The organism is Pseudomonas sp. 18-147 (assembly GCF_051048045.1).
Lineage (GTDB): Bacteria > Pseudomonadota > Gammaproteobacteria > Pseudomonadales > Pseudomonadaceae > Pseudomonas > Pseudomonas aeruginosa.
In genome coordinates, this window is sequence record NZ_CP182296.1 from 1,874,238 (window position 1) to 1,890,758 (window position 16,521).

General features: G+C 66.7%; 16 protein-coding genes. 10 read left to right on the plus strand and 6 right to left on the minus strand.

Annotation, left to right across the window (positions count from 1 at the left end; genetic code table 11):
- Window position 1: 1 nt before the first annotated feature.
- Complete coding sequence (locus ACM0M4_RS09095; RefSeq protein WP_003122410.1) at window positions 2–1,012, plus strand: DUF2955 domain-containing protein; 1,011 nt, start codon at window positions 2–4, stop codon at window positions 1,010–1,012.
- Window positions 1,013–1,016: 4 nt separating this feature from the next.
- On the opposite strand, the gene ACM0M4_RS09100 is transcribed toward ACM0M4_RS09095, so the two are convergent.
- Entirely contained in the window at window positions 1,017–1,895 is an 879-nt protein-coding gene (locus tag ACM0M4_RS09100) for a DMT family transporter (RefSeq protein ID WP_003098734.1), read from the minus strand.
- A gap of 56 nt (window positions 1,896–1,951) precedes the next feature.
- Window positions 1,952–3,298: a D-serine ammonia-lyase gene (gene dsdA, locus ACM0M4_RS09105; protein WP_014602658.1), complete on the minus strand. Its 1,347-nt coding sequence runs from the start codon at window positions 3,296–3,298 to the stop codon at window positions 1,952–1,954.
- Window positions 3,299–3,623: 325 nt separating this feature from the next.
- On the opposite strand from dsdA, the gene ACM0M4_RS09110 reads away from it, so the two are divergent.
- From ACM0M4_RS09110 to ACM0M4_RS09120, 3 genes are all read left to right on the plus strand, one after another.
- Window positions 3,624–4,865, plus strand: coding sequence for a glutamine synthetase family protein (locus ACM0M4_RS09110; protein WP_003119633.1), 1,242 nt, complete (start codon window positions 3,624–3,626; stop codon window positions 4,863–4,865).
- Between the two features lie 183 nt (window positions 4,866–5,048).
- On the plus strand, window positions 5,049–6,353 hold the full coding sequence (locus ACM0M4_RS09115; protein ID WP_003098737.1) for an MFS transporter: 1,305 nt from the start codon (window positions 5,049–5,051) through the stop codon (window positions 6,351–6,353).
- Window positions 6,354–6,394: 41 nt separating this feature from the next.
- Window positions 6,395–7,006, plus strand: coding sequence for a TIGR04282 family arsenosugar biosynthesis glycosyltransferase (locus ACM0M4_RS09120; RefSeq protein ID WP_003113134.1), 612 nt, complete (start codon window positions 6,395–6,397; stop codon window positions 7,004–7,006).
- Window positions 7,007–7,009: 3 nt separating this feature from the next.
- On the opposite strand, the gene flgZ is transcribed toward ACM0M4_RS09120, so the two are convergent.
- The 4 genes from flgZ to flgA all read right to left on the minus strand — a co-directional run bounded on the left by flgZ (window position 7,010) and on the right by flgA (window position 9,521).
- Complete coding sequence (gene flgZ, locus ACM0M4_RS09125; RefSeq protein ID WP_003119635.1) at window positions 7,010–7,801, minus strand: flagellar brake protein FlgZ; 792 nt, start codon at window positions 7,799–7,801, stop codon at window positions 7,010–7,012.
- Window positions 7,802–7,829: 28 nt separating this feature from the next.
- Complete coding sequence (locus ACM0M4_RS09130) at window positions 7,830–8,300, minus strand: flagella synthesis protein FlgN (RefSeq protein ID WP_003091733.1); 471 nt, start codon at window positions 8,298–8,300, stop codon at window positions 7,830–7,832.
- A 54-nt stretch (window positions 8,301–8,354) separates the two neighbouring features.
- Window positions 8,355–8,678, minus strand: a complete 324-nt coding sequence (gene flgM / locus ACM0M4_RS09135; protein ID WP_003098742.1) for a flagellar biosynthesis anti-sigma factor FlgM — start codon at window positions 8,676–8,678, stop codon at window positions 8,355–8,357.
- A gap of 144 nt (window positions 8,679–8,822) precedes the next feature.
- A complete protein-coding gene (flgA, locus tag ACM0M4_RS09140; protein WP_003098745.1) occupies window positions 8,823–9,521 on the minus strand; it encodes a flagellar basal body P-ring formation chaperone FlgA in 699 nt (232 codons plus the stop codon).
- 131 nt (window positions 9,522–9,652) lie between these two features.
- On the opposite strand from flgA, the gene ACM0M4_RS09145 reads away from it, so the two are divergent.
- The 6 genes from ACM0M4_RS09145 to recQ all read left to right on the plus strand — a co-directional run bounded on the left by ACM0M4_RS09145 (window position 9,653) and on the right by recQ (window position 16,461).
- The gene (locus ACM0M4_RS09145; protein WP_003098747.1) at window positions 9,653–10,585 is read left to right on the plus strand and encodes a chemotaxis protein CheV; all 933 of its coding nucleotides are present in this window, start codon (window positions 9,653–9,655) and stop codon (window positions 10,583–10,585) included.
- 76 nt (window positions 10,586–10,661) lie between these two features.
- Window positions 10,662–11,486 (plus strand): protein-glutamate O-methyltransferase CheR, encoded by an 825-nt coding sequence (cheR, locus tag ACM0M4_RS09150; RefSeq protein ID WP_003091728.1) that lies wholly within the window; start codon window positions 10,662–10,664, stop codon window positions 11,484–11,486.
- Window positions 11,487–11,800: 314 nt separating this feature from the next.
- Entirely contained in the window at window positions 11,801–12,106 is a 306-nt protein-coding gene (gene hsbA, locus ACM0M4_RS09155) for an anti-anti sigma factor HsbA (RefSeq protein WP_003091727.1), read from the plus strand.
- Between the two features lies 1 nt (window position 12,107).
- The gene (gene hsbR, locus ACM0M4_RS09160; protein ID WP_003098751.1) at window positions 12,108–13,823 is read left to right on the plus strand and encodes a two-component system response regulator HsbR; all 1,716 of its coding nucleotides are present in this window, start codon (window positions 12,108–12,110) and stop codon (window positions 13,821–13,823) included.
- Between the two features lie 65 nt (window positions 13,824–13,888).
- On the plus strand, window positions 13,889–14,239 hold the full coding sequence (gene htpB / locus ACM0M4_RS09165; RefSeq protein ID WP_003091725.1) for a two-component system sensor histidine kinase HtpB: 351 nt from the start codon (window positions 13,889–13,891) through the stop codon (window positions 14,237–14,239).
- Window positions 14,240–14,322: 83 nt separating this feature from the next.
- Complete coding sequence (gene recQ, locus ACM0M4_RS09170) at window positions 14,323–16,461, plus strand: DNA helicase RecQ (RefSeq protein WP_003091724.1); 2,139 nt, start codon at window positions 14,323–14,325, stop codon at window positions 16,459–16,461.
- Window positions 16,462–16,521: the final 60 nt, after the last annotated feature.

Genomic DNA, 16,521 nt, shown 5'->3' on the forward strand with positions numbered 1-16,521 from the left:
GATGTCCGCCAACGACCTGCGTCAGTGCCTGCGCATCGCCGGCGGCGGCACCCTGGGGTTCTTCGTCTGCAAGCTGATGAACTGGGACTACGGCTCGTTCTTCGGCGTCTACCCGATGCTGCTGCTCGGCCTGACGCCGGTGATCAACCTGCACATCGTCCGCCAGTTCCTCGCCAACTCGGTGGTGATCAGCGTCGAGGTACTGGTGCTGTACGGGTTGTTCGGCGACCGGCCGCTGCTGATGACGCCTATCGTCTTCGGCCTCTTCGTCTACCGCTTCGCCCTGATGGCGCGCGGCCCGCTGTTCTTCTTCGGCGCACTGAGTTCGGTGTTCCTCTCGATGCTGCTGCACTTTGCCAGCTATCCGGACGTCGATCTGTTCGACATGCTCGCCAGCAACATGGTCGCCACCTGGCTGACGGTGGCCATCGCCGTGCTGATGTTCTACCTGTTCCCCGACGTCGAACCGCGGTCGCCGCGCCAGGCGCCGGCCAAGGACGCCCCCAGCCGGCGCCACGAGACGCTGCTCGGGGCCACGGTGGCGACCCTGTCCTTCGTGGTCTTCCAGACCTTCGACCTGAAGGACTCGCTGTCGGCGCAGATCGCCTCGATCCTGGTGTTGTTTCCCATGCACTGGAAGGGCGTGCACTTCGCCGGGCGCATCCGCGCCCTCGGTACGCTGCTCGGCTGTGCGCTGGCGGTGGGCTTGCAGGTGCTGCTCTACGATCACTACGACATCCTGCCCTTCGTCGCTCTGTTGCTGTGGATCTCGGCGATGTTCTGCGCGCGCATCCACATGCTGGAGAACGGCGTACCGGGGATCGGTTTCGGCGCGCTGACCACCCTGGCGATCGTCCTCGGCCAGTACCTGACGCCAACCCACGACATGATGTACAGCGTGCTCTACCGATTTACCTCGGTGTGCTTCGCGGTGCTGATCACACTGATGACGGTGCTGGTGATCCACCTGTTCCTCAACCGCTTCGCCGCCACCCGGCACTACAGCCACTGAGGCCTCAGGCGCGCCGGCCCGGCCAGTTGACCAGCGCGACGCCGAGCATCACCAGCAGCATGCCGCCGATCGCCGCCGGCGCCAGGCGCTCGTCGAACAGCAGCCAGGAGGCCAGCGCGGTCACTGGCGGCACCAGGTAGAACAGGCTCGCCACCTTCGACGCGGCGCCATGCCGGATCAGCGTGTAGAGCAGGCCGACGGCGCCGAACGAGAGTCCCAGCACCAGCCAGCCGAGGGTCAGCACGAACGGCGTGCTCCACTGCACCTCGCGGCTTTCGAAAAGCAGGGCGGCGAGGCCGAGCAGGGCGCCGCTGGCCAGGTACTGGACGACGCCGCCGGTGCGCAGGTCCATGCCGCCGCAGAAGCGCTTCTGGTACAGCGTGCCGCAGGTGATCGCCGCCAGTGCCACCAGCACCGCGGCCCAGGCCAGGCCGTCGGCGCCACCGTGGATGCGGCCGAGTACCACCAGGGCTACGCCAGCCAGGCCGAGCGCCAGTCCCAGCCATTGCCGGCGGCTGACCTGCTCGCCGAGCCAGATGCCGGCCAGGGCCGCGGTAGCCAGCGGTTGCAGGCCGACCAACAGGGAGGTCAGGCCGGCCGACATGCCGTGCTCGATGGCGAGGAACACCCCGCCCAGGTACAGGCCATGGACCAGCAGGCCGGCGACCGCGACATGCCCGGCCAGCCGTGCCGAGCCCGGCCAGGGTGCACCGCTGAGCAGGGCGAAGGCGGCCAGCAGGGCGGCCGCGAGGAGCAGGCGGATGGCCAGGAAGGTGAAGGGTTCGGCGTACGGCAGGCCGAACTTGGCGCCGAGGAATCCAGTGCTCCAGAGCAGCACGAAGAGCAGCGGCATGCCGCTGCCGAGCCAGGCGGGTGTGCGCATGCAAGGTCCTCGTCGGGAGGTGGCGGGACGGTCGTGGCGCCCCGTGCGTGTCGGTGTCAGTCCAGCAGCGAGCGGCCTCGCTCCAGGTAGGCGCGCATTTCCGTCTCGGGCACCATGCCGCCGCCGGTGGCCCAGACCAGGTGGGTAGCATTGGCCAGGCGCGCCGAGGTCAGCCCCATGCGTTCGCGATAGCCCTGCGGCTCACGGGTGACCCGGGCGATGCCCGGCGCGCCGGCCAGGGCCGAGGGTTCCAGGCGGATGCCCTGGCTGCGCTCGAGCAAGGCGAGCAGGCGGAACAACTCGTCGTCGTCCACCGTGTAGTAGCCGTCGAGCAGGCGCTGCATGGCGCGGCCGACGAAGCCCGACGGACGCCCCACCGCCAGGCCATCGGCGGCGGTGCGGTTGTCGATGCCGAAGTCCTGCACCGAAACCTGCTCGTGGCGGCCGGTATAGACGCCGAGGAACATGCAGGGCGAATGGGTCGGCTCGGCGAACAGGCAGTGCACCGCGTCGCCGAACGCCAGCTTGAGGCCGAAGGCCACCCCGCCGGGACCGCCGCCGACCCCGCAGGGCAGATGGACGAACAGCGGGTGCTCGCTGTCGACGCGGATGCCGGCGGCGTCCAACTGGCCGCGCAGTCGCTCGGCGGCGACGGCGTAGCCGAGGAACAGGTCGCGGGAGTTTTCGTCGTCGACGAAATGGGTGTAGGGATCGCCGGCCGCTTCGCGGCGGCCCTGTTCCACCGCGACACTGTAGTCGGAGGCGTACTCCACCACCGTCACGCCGTGGGCGCGCAGCTTGTCCTTCTTCCACTGGCGGGCGTCGGCGGACATGTGCACGCTGGCCTGGAAGCCCAGCGCGGCGCCGATGATGCCGATGGAAAGGCCCAGGTTACCGGTGGAGCCCACCGCTATCCGGTGGCGGGCGAAGAATGCCTGGCAATCCGCCTCGGCCAGCCGCGAGTAGTCGTCGTCGAGGCCGACCAGGCCGTGCTCCAGGGCCAGGCGCTCGGCATGGGCGAGCACTTCATAGATGCCGCCGCGGGCCTTGATCGAGCCGGAGATCGGCAGGTGGCTATCGCGTTTCAGCCAGAGCCGGCCGGGCAGTTCGGCGGCGTAATGCTGGCGCAGGGCATCGTGGAAGGTGGCGACCTCGACCAGGTCGGACTCGATGATGCCGCCGCTGGCGGCGGTTTCCGGAAACAGCCGGGCGATCAGCGGGGCGAAGCGCTGCAGGCGGGCGCTGGCGTCGGCCACGTCGGCGGCGCCGAGGCCGACGTCGGCCAGGGCTTCGGCGCTCGGCGCGATGGCCGGGTTGAACCACTCGCTCGGACGCAGGGCGATGAGGTCGGCCAGGCGCGGGAATTCGGCGAGCCAGTCGGCCTTGGGTGTTCCGAGAATCAACGGCAGTACTCCTGTGGCGGGTAGGGCGGCGAAGGCACAGAGGATATACGCCTGGCCGGCGTTTTTCCTCGTACCCGGCAGGCAAGGCAGAACGCCTCTGCGGCGAAAGGCTTTGCACACGCGAGAATGTGCCGCATGCTTGATATCTTGAACAAGCGATGCGTATTTTGTACGCGGCCGCCGCCCGGTGCGGCATCCGCGATACCAACAAGGATAAGAAGTCATGACTATCGAAGGCCAAGGCTCACTCGCCGAACGGCTGGCTGGAGTTGAAGAAATCGAATGCGTCACCCCCGACCTCAACGGGGTGCCGCGCGGCAAGGTGATGACCGGCGAGGGCTTCCTCAGCGGCCGGCGCCTGCAGCTCGCCCGTGGCGTGCTGCTGCAATGCATCATGGGCGGCTACCCGCCGGCGCGCTTCTATGGCAGCGACGATGGCGACCTGGCGCTGGTCGCCGAGCCGACCCAGGTCCATCGCCTGCCCTGGAGCAACACTCCGCGCGCCTTCGCCATCTGCGATGCGCAGGAACTGGATGGCACGCCGTCCGGGTTGTCCACCCGCGGCTTGCTCAAGCAGGTGGTGGCGCGCTACGCCGCCCACGGCTGGCAACCGGTGGTGGCCACCGAACTGGAATTCTTCGTCTTCGCCCCGAACACCGATCCCAACGAGCCGTTCCAGGCCCCGCTGGGGCCGGATGGCCGGCGCGAGCTGGGCTATTCGGCCTTCAGCGTGTCTTCCAACAACGGCCTGCGGCCGTTCTTCGAGGACGTCTACCGCTGCATGGATGCGCTGGGCCTGGTGCGCGACACCTTCATGCACGAGATGGGCACCAGCCAGTTCGAGATCAACTTCCTGCATGGCGACCCGGTCCTGCTGGCCGACCAGACCTTCCTGTTCAAGCACCTGCTCAAGGAGGTCGCGCTCAAGCACGGCCTGATCGTGGTGTGCATGGCCAAGCCGCTGGCGAAGACGCCGGGCAGCTCGATGCACATCCACCAGAGCATCGTCGAACTGGACGGCGGGCGAAACATCTTCAGCGAAGCCGATGGCGAGCCTTCCGCCGCGTTCCGCCACTTCATCGGCGGCCAGCAGGCCTGCCTGGCGGACTTCACGCCCTTCTTCGCGCCGCACGTGAACTCCTTCCAGCGCCTCTGCCATCCCTACGCATCGCCGAACAACGCCTGCTGGTCCCACGACAACCGTGCCGCCGGCCTGCGCATCCCGGCCAGCGGAGCCTCCGCGCGGCGCGTCGAGAATCGCCTGCCGGGCGCCGACGCCAACCCTTACCTGGCCATCGCCGCCAGCCTGGCCGCCGGTCTCTACGGCCTGGAGCACGAACTGGAGCCGAGCCCGGCGATCCAGGGCGAGTTCGAGGTACCGGAGGAACTGACCCTGCCCTGCACCATGTACGATGCCCTGCGGCGCCTGAAAGGCAGCGCGCTGGCGCGCGAACTGTTCGGCAGCGAGTTCGTCGAAGGCTACGTGGCGACCAAGAGCATGGAACTGACCAGCTTCTTCGACGAGATCAGCCCCTGGGAGCGTCGCGTCCTGGCAGCCCAGGCCTGATCCACCGTGGTACTTTCCTAGCCCTGTGTCACCCCCTGCCGCCTCGCGGCGGCAGGGTCGTGGTGTCGGGTGCCGGCTTCGGCATCCCGCGTCCTGTCCCGGGGCCTCCCCGGGACTCCAACGCTGTGCGAGCCGGGCAGTCCGCGAGCGGCGCCGGCTCCCTTGTACGGGACCGGAGGTCCGATGCGGCGGATTTTCTTCTCTTTTCGCGCTCTCTATTTCGCTACCCTGCTGATGCTCACCGGCTCCGGCCTGCTCAGCACCTACCTGGCGCTGCGCCTGGCGGCGGACAAGGTCGACGGCCTGTGGGTCGGCGCGCTGATGGCAGCCAACTACTTCGGCCTGGTGCTGGGCGGCAAGGTCGGTCACCGGCTGATCGCCCGGGTCGGCCACATCCGCGCCTACGTCGCCTGCGCCGGGGTGGTCACCGCCGCGGTCCTCGGTCATGGCCTGCTGCCCTGGCTGCCGGCCTGGATCGCCTTGCGCATGGTGATGGGCCTGGGCCTGATGTGCCAGTACATGGTGATCGAGAGCTGGCTCAACGAGCAGGCCGATGCCAGCCAGCGCGGCGCGGTGTTCGGCGGCTACATGGCGGCTTCCTACCTGGGCCTGGTGCTCGGCCAGATGATCCTGGTGGCGCATCCGCAACTGGGGCCGGAGTTGCTGATGCTGGTGGCCTTCTGCTTCGCCCTGTGCCTGGTGCCGCTGGCCCTGACCCACAAGATCCACCCCGCAGCGCTGCGCCCGGCGCCGCTCGAACCACGTTTCTTCATCCGCCGGGTGCCGCAGTCGCTGACCACCGTATTGGTCTCGGGGCTGGTGGTCGGCTCCTTCTATGGCCTGGCGCCGCTGTATGCCAACCAGTTGGGGTTGCCCAACGAGCAGGTCGGCCTGTACATGGGCGCCTGCATCTTCGCCGGGCTGCTGGTGCAGTGGCCGCTCGGCTGGCTGTCCGACCGTCGCGACCGCGCCTGGCTGATCCGCGCCTGCGCCATCCTGCTGTGCCTGTTCGCCTTGCCGCTGGCATTGTTGCAACAGATGCCGCTGGCGTTGCTGCTGGCCCTGGGAATCGCCGCGAGCATGTTGCAGTTCACCCTCTATCCGCTGGCAGTGGCCTTTTCCAACGACCATGTGGAGACCGAGCGACGGGTTTCGCTGACCGCCATGCTGCTGGTGACCTTCGGCGTCGGCGCCTGCATCGGACCGCTGGCGGCCGGCGCGCTGATGCGGCTGTTTGGCGCTAACATGCTATATGCGTTCGTCAGCGCCTGCGCGCTGATCCTGGTCTGGCGGGTCCATCCGGAGAAGGTCAGCGGCCTGCACCGGGTCGACGACGCGCCGCTGCACCACGTGCCGACCCCGGACAACATGACCAGCTCCCCGCTGGTCGCGGCGCTCGATCCGCGGGTAGACGAACAGGCGGTGCAGGAGCAGATGGTCGATGGCGAGCCCGACGCGCCGCAGGCCGACGGTGCGACGCAGAACTGAACTCCGCTCGCCGCGGGAGCCGATAGGCAGGAGAGGTTGCGATGAGTCCGACGCTTTCCCTTCACCTGATGGTGCGCAACCTGCCGCCCGGGCAGCGGCGGCCGAAGATCGCCCAGGCCATCGGCGAGGAGAGCGCGGGACGCTTGCAGCGGGTATTGCTGGAACGCGCCCTGCGCCTGCCCGATCGCGGTTTCAGCGCCCGCATCCTCTGGTTCGACGACGATCTGGACAGCGATCTGCAGGCGCTGGCGGTGGCATTGGGCTGGAGCCTGATGAGCCAGCCGGCCGGCGACCCCGGCGAGCGCATGCGGCGTATCGCGGCGCTGGGGTTGGCGGAAAGCGAGGCGGTACTGCTGATTCGCCACGACTGCCCGGTGCTGGACGGCGACTACCTGGAAGCGGCCTGCACCGCCCTGGGCCGCCACCAGGCGGTGCTGGGGCCGGTGGAGCGGGGCGGCTACGCGCTGCTCGGCCTGACCCGGGTCGACCCGCTGTTGTTCGAGTCGATGCCCTGGGGCGGAGACCGCCTGCTGGCGCTCACCTGCGAGCGTCTCCGGCAACTGGGCTGGGAGCATCACCTGTTGCCGGCGCTCTGGGACGTCGACCGTCCCGAGGACCTGCCGCGCCTGGCGGCGCTGGGGCTGGTCCTGTGAAACTCAGAACAGTTCGTCTTTCTCGAAGCGCCGCGCTTCGCGCTGTAACTGGTAGACGAAGCGATCCACCTGACGCTGGGCGAGGCCGCTCATCTCGCTGAAGCGGACGCCGGCGAAGGTCGCGTCGAGCTTTTCGTCGAAGCGCACGTGACGCAGTTCGATCGCGCTACTGATCGCGCCCTGTGGCAGCTGGGCGCTGAAGTCTTCGTAGATCTCGCCGGGATGCAGGCGTTCGGCGACATTGCCGGCGAAGCGCAGCTTGGCGCCGGTGGCGGAGATATCCAGCAGTTGTCCGCTCAGCGGCGCGCGGAGTTTCTCCCCGGCGATTTCCGCGGCGATCGGCTGGCTCTGCTTGATGCTGGCGCGGTAGGCGTTGCGGCGCTGGTGGTAGAGCACTTCGGCGGGAAGGGCGGCCCAGTAGCAGGGAACGCCGTCGTGTTCGCCGAACTGCACCGGGCGCTCGCATTCCCAGGCGATACGCACGCCTTCGTGGAAGGCTTCGACGCGAAACGCCTCGCCATTCTGCAGGAAACGTTCGCCGGTGTTGGGGATGAGTTCGTCCAGCGCGACCATCCCGCGGTCGCGGTCGATGTCCACCAGGAAGCTCTGGAAGCGCTGGTTGCGATCGGCAAAGGTGATCAGCAGGGAGTCGCGGCTATCCTGCAGCAGGCGCAGGTTGGCCTGGATTTCCACGGGGGCCTTGAGCACCTTCGGGGGTTGCGGCCCCGCTTCTTCGACGAACGGGTTGGGCACCTTCAATGCTCTCCTGGGGCACGAATGCCTCAATGATAGCACTGTGCCTTGATACGTGTGCTGGTCGGGTTCAGGCCTGGCTGAGCGGGCGTTGCCGGCTGCTCGAGGCGGTGCCGCCGCGGCTGTCGTACAGGCTCGGGGCGTCCTGGCCGCGGAGGATGTTCAGCAGGCTGCCGGTGGAAGCCTGGTTGGCGCGGATGATCCGCCCGTTGCGCAGGTTGGCCTGCTGGCAACGCTCCAGCAGTTCGCCCAGTTCGTCGCCGCGCGCCAGCAGCTCGGCGCCATCCGCGCGCTCGCGGGCGTAGCGGGCAAGGCCTTCGCGGTCGAGGGAAACGCCGGCTTCGCGGAGGATTTCCGCGCGGGCCCGGCCATTTCGCTCCAGTTGCTGCATCAGTGGCTGCTTGGCCCCGAGAAGCTGTTGCAGGACCGGCAGCTCGCGCCGTTCCAGGGCCTGGAATTCTTCGTCGACCAACTGCAGGAGTTGGCTGGCGTGGCCGATATCCTCGGCGAACAGATCGAGCAGGGTAGGGGAGTCAGGCATCTCGGGCTCGGGAGTTCATTCGGCGTCCAATGTCCTCCAGCGCGTCCTTCGAGGTCAGCGCTGGGATTCGAAGTCGAGCAGCTTGCTGGCAACACGCTCGCTGTCGACCTGATAAGTGCCATCGGCGATCGCTTGCTTGATCCGGGCAACCTTATCGTTGTCGACCACCGGCAGGGTCTGCAGCTGGTCCGTGACTTTCTGCATGTTCTGGGCGGTTTCGCTGATCTGCACCGACTCGCCGCTCTTCGGAGCGGAAGTCGCGGCCTGGCCTGCCTTGTCGGCGCCAGTGGCGTCGGGACGCCCCGCGGCGGTGCTGCCGGTACGGCCGGTGGTGGCTGGCGTGCTGCCGGGATTCAGCCGGTTGAAGTCGATGACCATGGTTGTAAACCTCGAAGGTATTGGACGCTTGCCTAGCTTTTCGGCGAAGGCTTGAAAAACTTTAGGACTTATTTTCGTGCGTCGTTTCCCAGTTTAGAGAAACCCGCCGGGGTAGCGCCAGCGCTACCGGCCACGGCTTTCCCTCTACATATTCACCTCGACCGTGCCGGGTTCTATCACGCGGGCCTTGATTATCCGCTGCGAGCGCAGGTTGCGCACGCGGATCTGCTGGCCCGGGGCGCCATCGGACAGCGCCTCGCCGGGCATCTTGACGTTGATGGTGGCGGTGCGTGCGAGGATCACCACCTGGTCGCCCTTGCGCACGGCCTCGGCCTGCTCGAGGAAGACCGGCGCCAGCACCTGGTCGTTGACCACCGGTCGGCGCAGCTTCTGCCCGACGACGCGGGCCGGATCGGTCAGGTAGCCCTGGGTCAGCAGGCCGACGTCGCGCTCGACCAGGGCGATGTCGGCATCCTCCAGCACGTGCGCGCGCTTGAGTGGCTGCACCGCGACCACTACCTGGCGGAACAGTTTCACCTGCGCCGGCATGAAGATGGTCCAGGGCGCACTGCCTTCGCAACTGATGCGCACGGTGACCCTGCCGATCGGTTGTGCCGGACTTTCCTGGCTGAGCGTCAAGTCCCTGTCGCATTCGGCCAGGCGCAAGCGCGGGTCGACGCGATTGACCTGAATCTGGTAGCGCCCGTCGAGTCCGCTATTCTGCAGATATTCTTCTACCTTGAATTCAAGAAACCCCTGGGTGGAGCCGATAAGTACCTCGGGAGCGGTAAAACCCTGGGCCTGGCTGTTGTTAGCCGCGCACAGGTAGCCGAGCCCGAGCAAAACGGGTAAAAACCGTAGAGAAGTATGGCTACATGCCATTATTCGTCGAAAAACTGTCGTTGCCTGTTTCATGCAACGGGTTAAGCAATGGTCGTGCCGGAGTCCGGCACGACCGTCTGAGGGGAGCGCCAATGGCCGGTGTTTTGGATTCAGTCAACCAGCGTACGCAGTTGGTCGGACAGAACCGTCTGGAGCTGCTTCTGTTCCGCCTGGACGGCAACCAGCTCTACGGCATCAACGTGTTCAAGGTGAAAGAGGTGTTGCAGTGCCCGCGCCTGACGGTGATGCCCAAGTCCAGCCCGGTGGTGCGCGGGGTGGCGAACATCCGCGGAGGCACCATTCCGATCCTCGACCTGGCGCTGGCCACCGGCCGCCGCGGGTTGCAGGACCTGACCAACAGCTTCGCGATCATCACCGAGTACAACACCAAGGTGCAGGGCTTCCTGGTGCGCTCGGTGGAGCGCATCGTCAACATGAACTGGGAAGAGATCCATCCGCCACCCAAGGGCGCCGGCCGCGAGCATTACCTGACCGCGGTGACCCGGGTGGACAAGCAGTTGGTGGAAATCATCGACGTGGAAAAAGTGCTCGCGGAGGTCGCACCGACGTCCGAGGAAGTGTCCCACGGAGTGGTGGACGCCGAGACCCAGAGCCGCGCGGTGACCAAGCGGGTGCTGGTGGTGGACGATTCGTCGGTGGCGCGCAAGCAGGTAATCCGTTGCCTGGAGGCGGTCGGCGTGGAAATGACCGCGCTCAACGACGGGCGCCAGGCCCTGGAGTACCTGCAGAACATGCTCTCCGAGGGACGGCGTCCGGAAGACGAGCTGCTGATGCTGATCTCCGACATCGAAATGCCGGAAATGGACGGTTATACCCTGACGGCGGAAATCCGTAGCGATCCCCGCCTGCAGAAACTGCACATTCTCTTGCATACTTCGTTGTCCGGGGTCTTCAACCAGGCGATGGTGAAGAAGGTCGGTGCGGACGACTTCCTCGCCAAGTTCCGTCCGGACGATCTGGCGGCGCGGGTGGTGGAGCGGATCAAGGCGGTGGACGCGGGCTGAGCGATCGGCCCTTGACAACAATGTGAATACGGGCGACCGGCTGCGTTCCGGTCGCCCAGGGCGAAGAGGCTTATGCGTGTCGGCAGCTAATGCGGATTTCGAGTTGTTCAGGGTCTTCCTCGAGAAGACCTGCGGCATTGTGCTGGGCAGCAACAAGCAGTACCTGGTCTCGAGCCGGCTGAACAAGCTGATGGAGCAGCAGGGCATCAAGAGCCTGGGAGAGCTGGTGCAGCGCATCCAGACCCAGCGCGGCGGCCTGCGCGAGATGGTGGTGGACGCGATGACCACCAACGAGACCCTGTGGTTTCGCGATACCTACCCGTTCGAGGTGCTCAAGCAGCGGGTTCTTCCCGAACTGATCAAGGCCAACGGCGGGCAGCGCCTGCGGATCTGGTCGGCGGCCTGTTCGTCAGGCCAGGAGCCATACTCGCTGTCGATGGCCATCGACGAGTTCGAGAAGACCAACCTGGGGCAGTTGAAGGCGGGCGTGCAGATCGTCGCCACCGACCTGTCGGGGTCGATGCTCACCGCCGCCAAGGCCGGCGAATACGACACCCTGGCGATGGGCCGCGGTCTGTCCCCGGAGCGTCTGCAACGCTATTTCGACGCCAAGGGACCGGGGCGCTGGGCGGTCAAGCCGGCGATCCGCAGCCGCGTCGAGTTCCGTGCCCTGAACCTGCTGGACAGCTACGCCAGCCTCGGCAAGTTCGACATGGTGTTCTGCCGCAACGTGCTGATCTATTTCTCCGCCGAGGTGAAGCGCGACATCCTGCTGCGCATCCATGGCACGCTCAAGCCTGGCGGCTACTTGTTCCTCGGCGCCTCCGAGGCGTTGAACAACCTGCCCGACCACTACCAGATGGTGCAGTGCAGCCCGGGCATCATCTACCGGGCCAAGTAGCGCAAGGAAGCGGACCCGCGCCAGGTTGCGCCGGGGGTGACCTGGCAGCCTGGCGCGGGTCCGCTTGGGACGGGCAGGTGGGACGAGACTTTGGCCCACTGCCCAGGCTCCGAGCGCCACGCGCGGCGGCGCCGTCGCAGCCCGCTCGGCACAGGACGGCTGGCTCGGAGCGGGGCAGTTTAGGACTGCGCGATCTAGTTGTATTGACAGATATTTCTGATAGTCAGGTGATCTGGCAAGTTGCCGCTTTGCCGGGGAACTGCTTACATGATTCAAGCCTTCCCTCGATCCGCCACGCCTACCAGGAGACTTCCATGGCCATCACTGCGCTGCCCTCGGCCGATGGGCAAGAGTTGACCATTCAGATCCAGGGGCGCTTCGACTTCGGGGCCCATCAGGATTTCCGCGACGCCTACGAGCGCGTCGCGATCACTCCGCGACGCTATGTCGTCGACCTGCGCAACGCCACCTACCTGGACAGCTCGGCCCTCGGCATGCTCCTGCTGCTGCGCGACCACGCCGGCGGCGAGAACGCGCAGATCAGCCTGGCGAACTGCAGCCCGGAAGTGCGCAAGATCCTCGCCATCTCCAACTTCGAGCAGTTGTTCAAGATCAGCTGAGATGAATCCCCCGGCGGCGCGGATCGAGAGCCTGACGATTCTCATCGCCGAGGACAACGCGGCCGACCGCCTGCTGCTGTCGACCATCGTCAGCCGCCAGGGGCATCGCGTGCTGACCGCCGGCAACGGCCTGGAGGCGGTGGCGCTGTTCGAGACCGAGCGGCCGCAACTGGTCCTGATGGACGTGATGATGCCGGTGATGGATGGCTTCGAGGCTGCCCGGCGGATCAAGCAGCAGGCCGGCGAGGAGTTGGTGCCGATCATCTTCCTCACCTCCCTCAGCGAAACCGAGGCGCTGGTGCAGAGCCTGGAGGCGGGCGGCGACGACTTCCTCTCCAAGCCGTACAACCGGGTGATCCTCGAAGCCAAGATCAACGCCATGGGACGCCTGCACCTGCTGCAACGAACGGTGCTGGAGCAGCGCGACCTGATCGTCCGGCACAACGAGCACCTGCTCAACGAACAGCGGGTGGCCAAGGCGGTGTTCGACAAGGTGGCCCATTCCGGCTGCCTGAACGCCAGCAACGTGCGCTACCTGCAATCGCCCCTCGCGCTGTTCAACGGCGACCTGCTGCTGGCCGCCTACAAGCCGTCCGGCGGCATGCACGTGCTGCTCGGCGACTTCACCGGCCACGGCCTGCCGGCGGCGATCGGCGCGATGCCGCTGGCCGAGGTGTTCTACGGGATGACCGCCAAGGGCTATCCGATGGCCGACATCCTCCGCGAGATGAACGCCAAGCTGAAGCGCATCCTGCCGGTCGGCGTGTTCTGCTGCGCCACCTTGCTCAACCTGAGCTTCCAGCGCGAACTGGTGGAGGTCTGGAACGGCGGCTTGCCGGACGGCTACCTGCTGCGCGCCGCCAGCGGCGAGCGGGTCGCCCTGGTGTCCCGCCACCTGCCGCTGGGAATCCTCGAACCGGCGGCGTTCAGCGACCGTTGCGAAACCTATCCGCTGGATATCGAAGATCGGATATTCCTGTTTTCCGACGGGGTCCTCGAGGCCAGCAACAAGGCTGGCGAGATGTTCGGCGAGGCGCGGCTGCTCCAGCTATTCGAGCGCAATCGCCAGCCGTCCGCGCTGTTCGACGAGATCCAGCGCAGCCTGGCGCAGTTCCGCGGCGCGGTGCAGGACGACGTGAGCATGCTCGAAGTGCGGCTGCAGCCGGATAGCGGCCTGCAATGCCCGCCGCTGGCGTTTTCCGATAGCGGCGTGAGCAGTCCGCTGGACTGGTCGGTAAGCTTCGAATTCCGCGCCGAAACCCTCAAGCATTTCAACCCGCTGCCCCATGTGCTGCAACTGCTGCTCGAGGTCCACGACCTGCGCGCGCGCGGCGGCGCGCTGTATACGGTACTCGCCGAACTCTATTCGAACGCCCTGGAACATGGCGTCATCGGCCTCGATTCGACGATGAAGAGCGACGCGGCGGGATTCGCCCGCTATTACCAGGAGCGGGTCAGCCGCCTGCAGGCCTTGCGCGACGGCTACGTGCGGCTGCACCTGGACCTGGCGCCGCATGGCGCGGGGGGGCGTCTGCTGGTGCGGGTCGAGGACAGCGGCGAAGGTTTCGACGTGGAGCGCGCGCTGAATGCCGTGGAGCGCCAGGAACGCCTCTGCGGCAGGGGTTTGCGCCTGATCCGCGAATTGTCCGATCGTTGCCAGTGGTCGGCCGACGGAAAGGTGGTGTCCGTGGAGTTTTTCTGGTCGCCTCAGGCATAATCGCGCTTTCGTCGCGGTGCTCCTAATGGGTAGGGCATCGGAAGTCGACTTCAGGGAGCGATCGAATGTCCGCGCCGCATCTCGATGATCGTGTTCTGGCTTCGCTGCAGGAGGTCATGGAGGACGAATATCCGGTCCTGCTGGATACCTTCGTGCTCGACTCCGAGGAGCGCCTGCGCAGCCTGCATGCCGCCCTTCAGGCCGGCGATGCCCAGGCTTTGCGGCATACCGCACACAGCTTCAAGGGAGGCAGCAGCAACATGGGCGCGGTACTCCTCGCCGGCTACTGCAAGGAGCTGGAGGAAAGCGCCAGGCGCGGCGACCTGCAACGGGCGCCGGCGCTGATCGAACAGATGGAGCGCGAATTCGCCATCGTCCGCATCCTTTTCAAACAGGAACGTCAGCGCTATCGCTGAGGTTTTCGTCCTTTCCGGCGACAAGGTACCGGCCCGATCGAGCCTCCCTGGCGTATAATGCGCCGCTCGATTTGGAGTCCTTCATGCGCGAGCAAGCCCTACGCATCCTCAAAGACGTTTTCGGTTACGACGCCTTCCGTGGCAACCAGGCACGGATCATCGAGCGGGTAGCCGAGGGTGGCGATGCGCTGGTACTGATGCCCACCGGCGGTGGCAAGTCCCTGTGTTTCCAGGTCCCGGCGCTGCTGCGCGAAGGCCTGACGGTGGTGGTGTCGCCGCTGATCGCGCTGATGGAGGACCAGGTCGCCACCCTGGACGAACTCGGCGTGCCGGCGGTGGCGCTGAACTCCACCCTCAACCCCGAGCAGCAGCGGGACATCGCCGAGCGCCTGCAGCGTGGCGAGATCAAGCTGCTCTACCTGGCACCGGAGCGGTTGGTCCAGCCGCGCATGCTGGCCTTCCTGCAACGACTGCCGGTCGGCCTGTTCGCCATCGACGAAGCGCACTGCGTGTCGCAATGGGGCCATGACTTCCGTCCCGAATACCTGCAGCTCGGCCAGCTTGCCGAGCTGTTCCCGCAGGTGCCGCGGATCGCCCTGACCGCCACCGCGGACATGCGTACCCGCGAGGAGATGATCCAGCGCCTGCACCTGCAGAACGCCGAGCAGTTCCTCTCCAGCTTCGACCGGCCGAACATCTTCTACCGCATCGTGCCCAAGGAGCAGCCGCGCAAGCAGTTGCTCGGCTTCCTCTCCGAGCGGCGCGGCGATGCCGGCATCGTCTACTGCCTGTCGCGGAAGAAGGTCGAGGAGGTCGCGGAATTCCTTGGCAACCAGGGCTTCCCCGCGCTGCCGTATCACGCCGGACTGTCCAACGAACTGCGTGCCCACCACCAGAAGCGCTTCCTCAACGAGGAAGGCTTGATCATGGTGGCGACCATCGCCTTCGGCATGGGCATCGACAAGCCCAACGTGCGTTTCGTCGCCCACCTCGACCTGCCCAAGAGCCTCGAGGCCTATTACCAGGAAACCGGCCGCGCCGGCCGCGATGGCCTGCCGGCCGACGCCTGGATGGCCTACGGCCTGCAGGACGTCCTGCTGCTGCGGCAGATGATGCAGAGTTCCGAGGGCGACGAGCGGCACAAGCGCGTCGAGCGGCACAAGCTGGAAGCCATGCTGGCGCTCTGCGAGGAAACCCGTTGCCGGCGCCAGGCGCTGCTGGCCTATTTCGACGAGGAGATGCCGCAGCCCTGCGGGCATTGCGACAACTGCGTGGACGGCGTGGAAACCTGGGATGCCACCGAATCCGCGCGCCAGGCGCTGTCGGCGATCTACCGCAGCGGCCAGCGCTACGGCGTCGGCCATCTGGTGGATATCCTGCTCGGCCGCGAGACCGAGAAGATCCGCAGTCTCGGCCACCAGCACCTGGCGGTGTTCGGGATTGGCAAGGGGCGTGGCGAAGACGAATGGCGGACCCTGTTCCGCCAGTTGGTCGCGCGCGGCCTGGCCGACGTCGACCTGGACGGCTTCGGCGGCCTGCGCCTGACCGAGGCCTGTCGTCCGCTGCTGCGGGGCGAGGTGCGGCTGGAGCTGCGCCGCGACCTCAAACCCCAGCGCGCCAAGGGCTCCTCCAGCGGCGGCGCCAGCGCCGCCAGCCAATTGGTGCGCAGCGAAGAGCGGGAAATGTGGGAGGCCCTGCGCGCGCTGCGGCGCAAGCTGGCCGAAGAGCATTCGGTGCCGCCCTATGTGATCTTCCCCGACGCGACCCTGCTGGAAATGCTCCGCAGCCAGCCGCGCTCGCTATCCGACATGGCCCAGGTCAGCGGGGTCGGCGCGCGCAAGCTGGAGCGCTACGGCCAGGCCTTCCTCGATGTCCTCACCGACTCGCCGGCGGCGCCCGCCGCGCCGCCGCAGGACCTGCGCCACGAATTGGCCAGCCTGGCCTGTGCGGGGATGACCCCGGCGCAGATAGCCCGCCAGCTCAATTGCAGCGAGAAGAACGTCTACGCGATGCTCGCCGAGGCCATCGCCGGTCAGCAGGTGAGCTTGGAGCAGGCGCTGGATCTGCCCGAGGAACTCCTCGGCGAAATCCAGGACGCCTTCCTCGAGGAAGACGGCGAACTGCCGCCGGTGGCGGCGCTGGAGGAGCGTTTCGGCAAGCGGGTGCCGAGTGGCGTGCTGCACTGCGTGCGCGCCGCCCTGCAGGTGGAACTGGAGTCGTGATATGGCCATTTGCCGGTATTTTCTGACGCCAATCTTGTGACGTCCTTCGCAAGCGTCTAC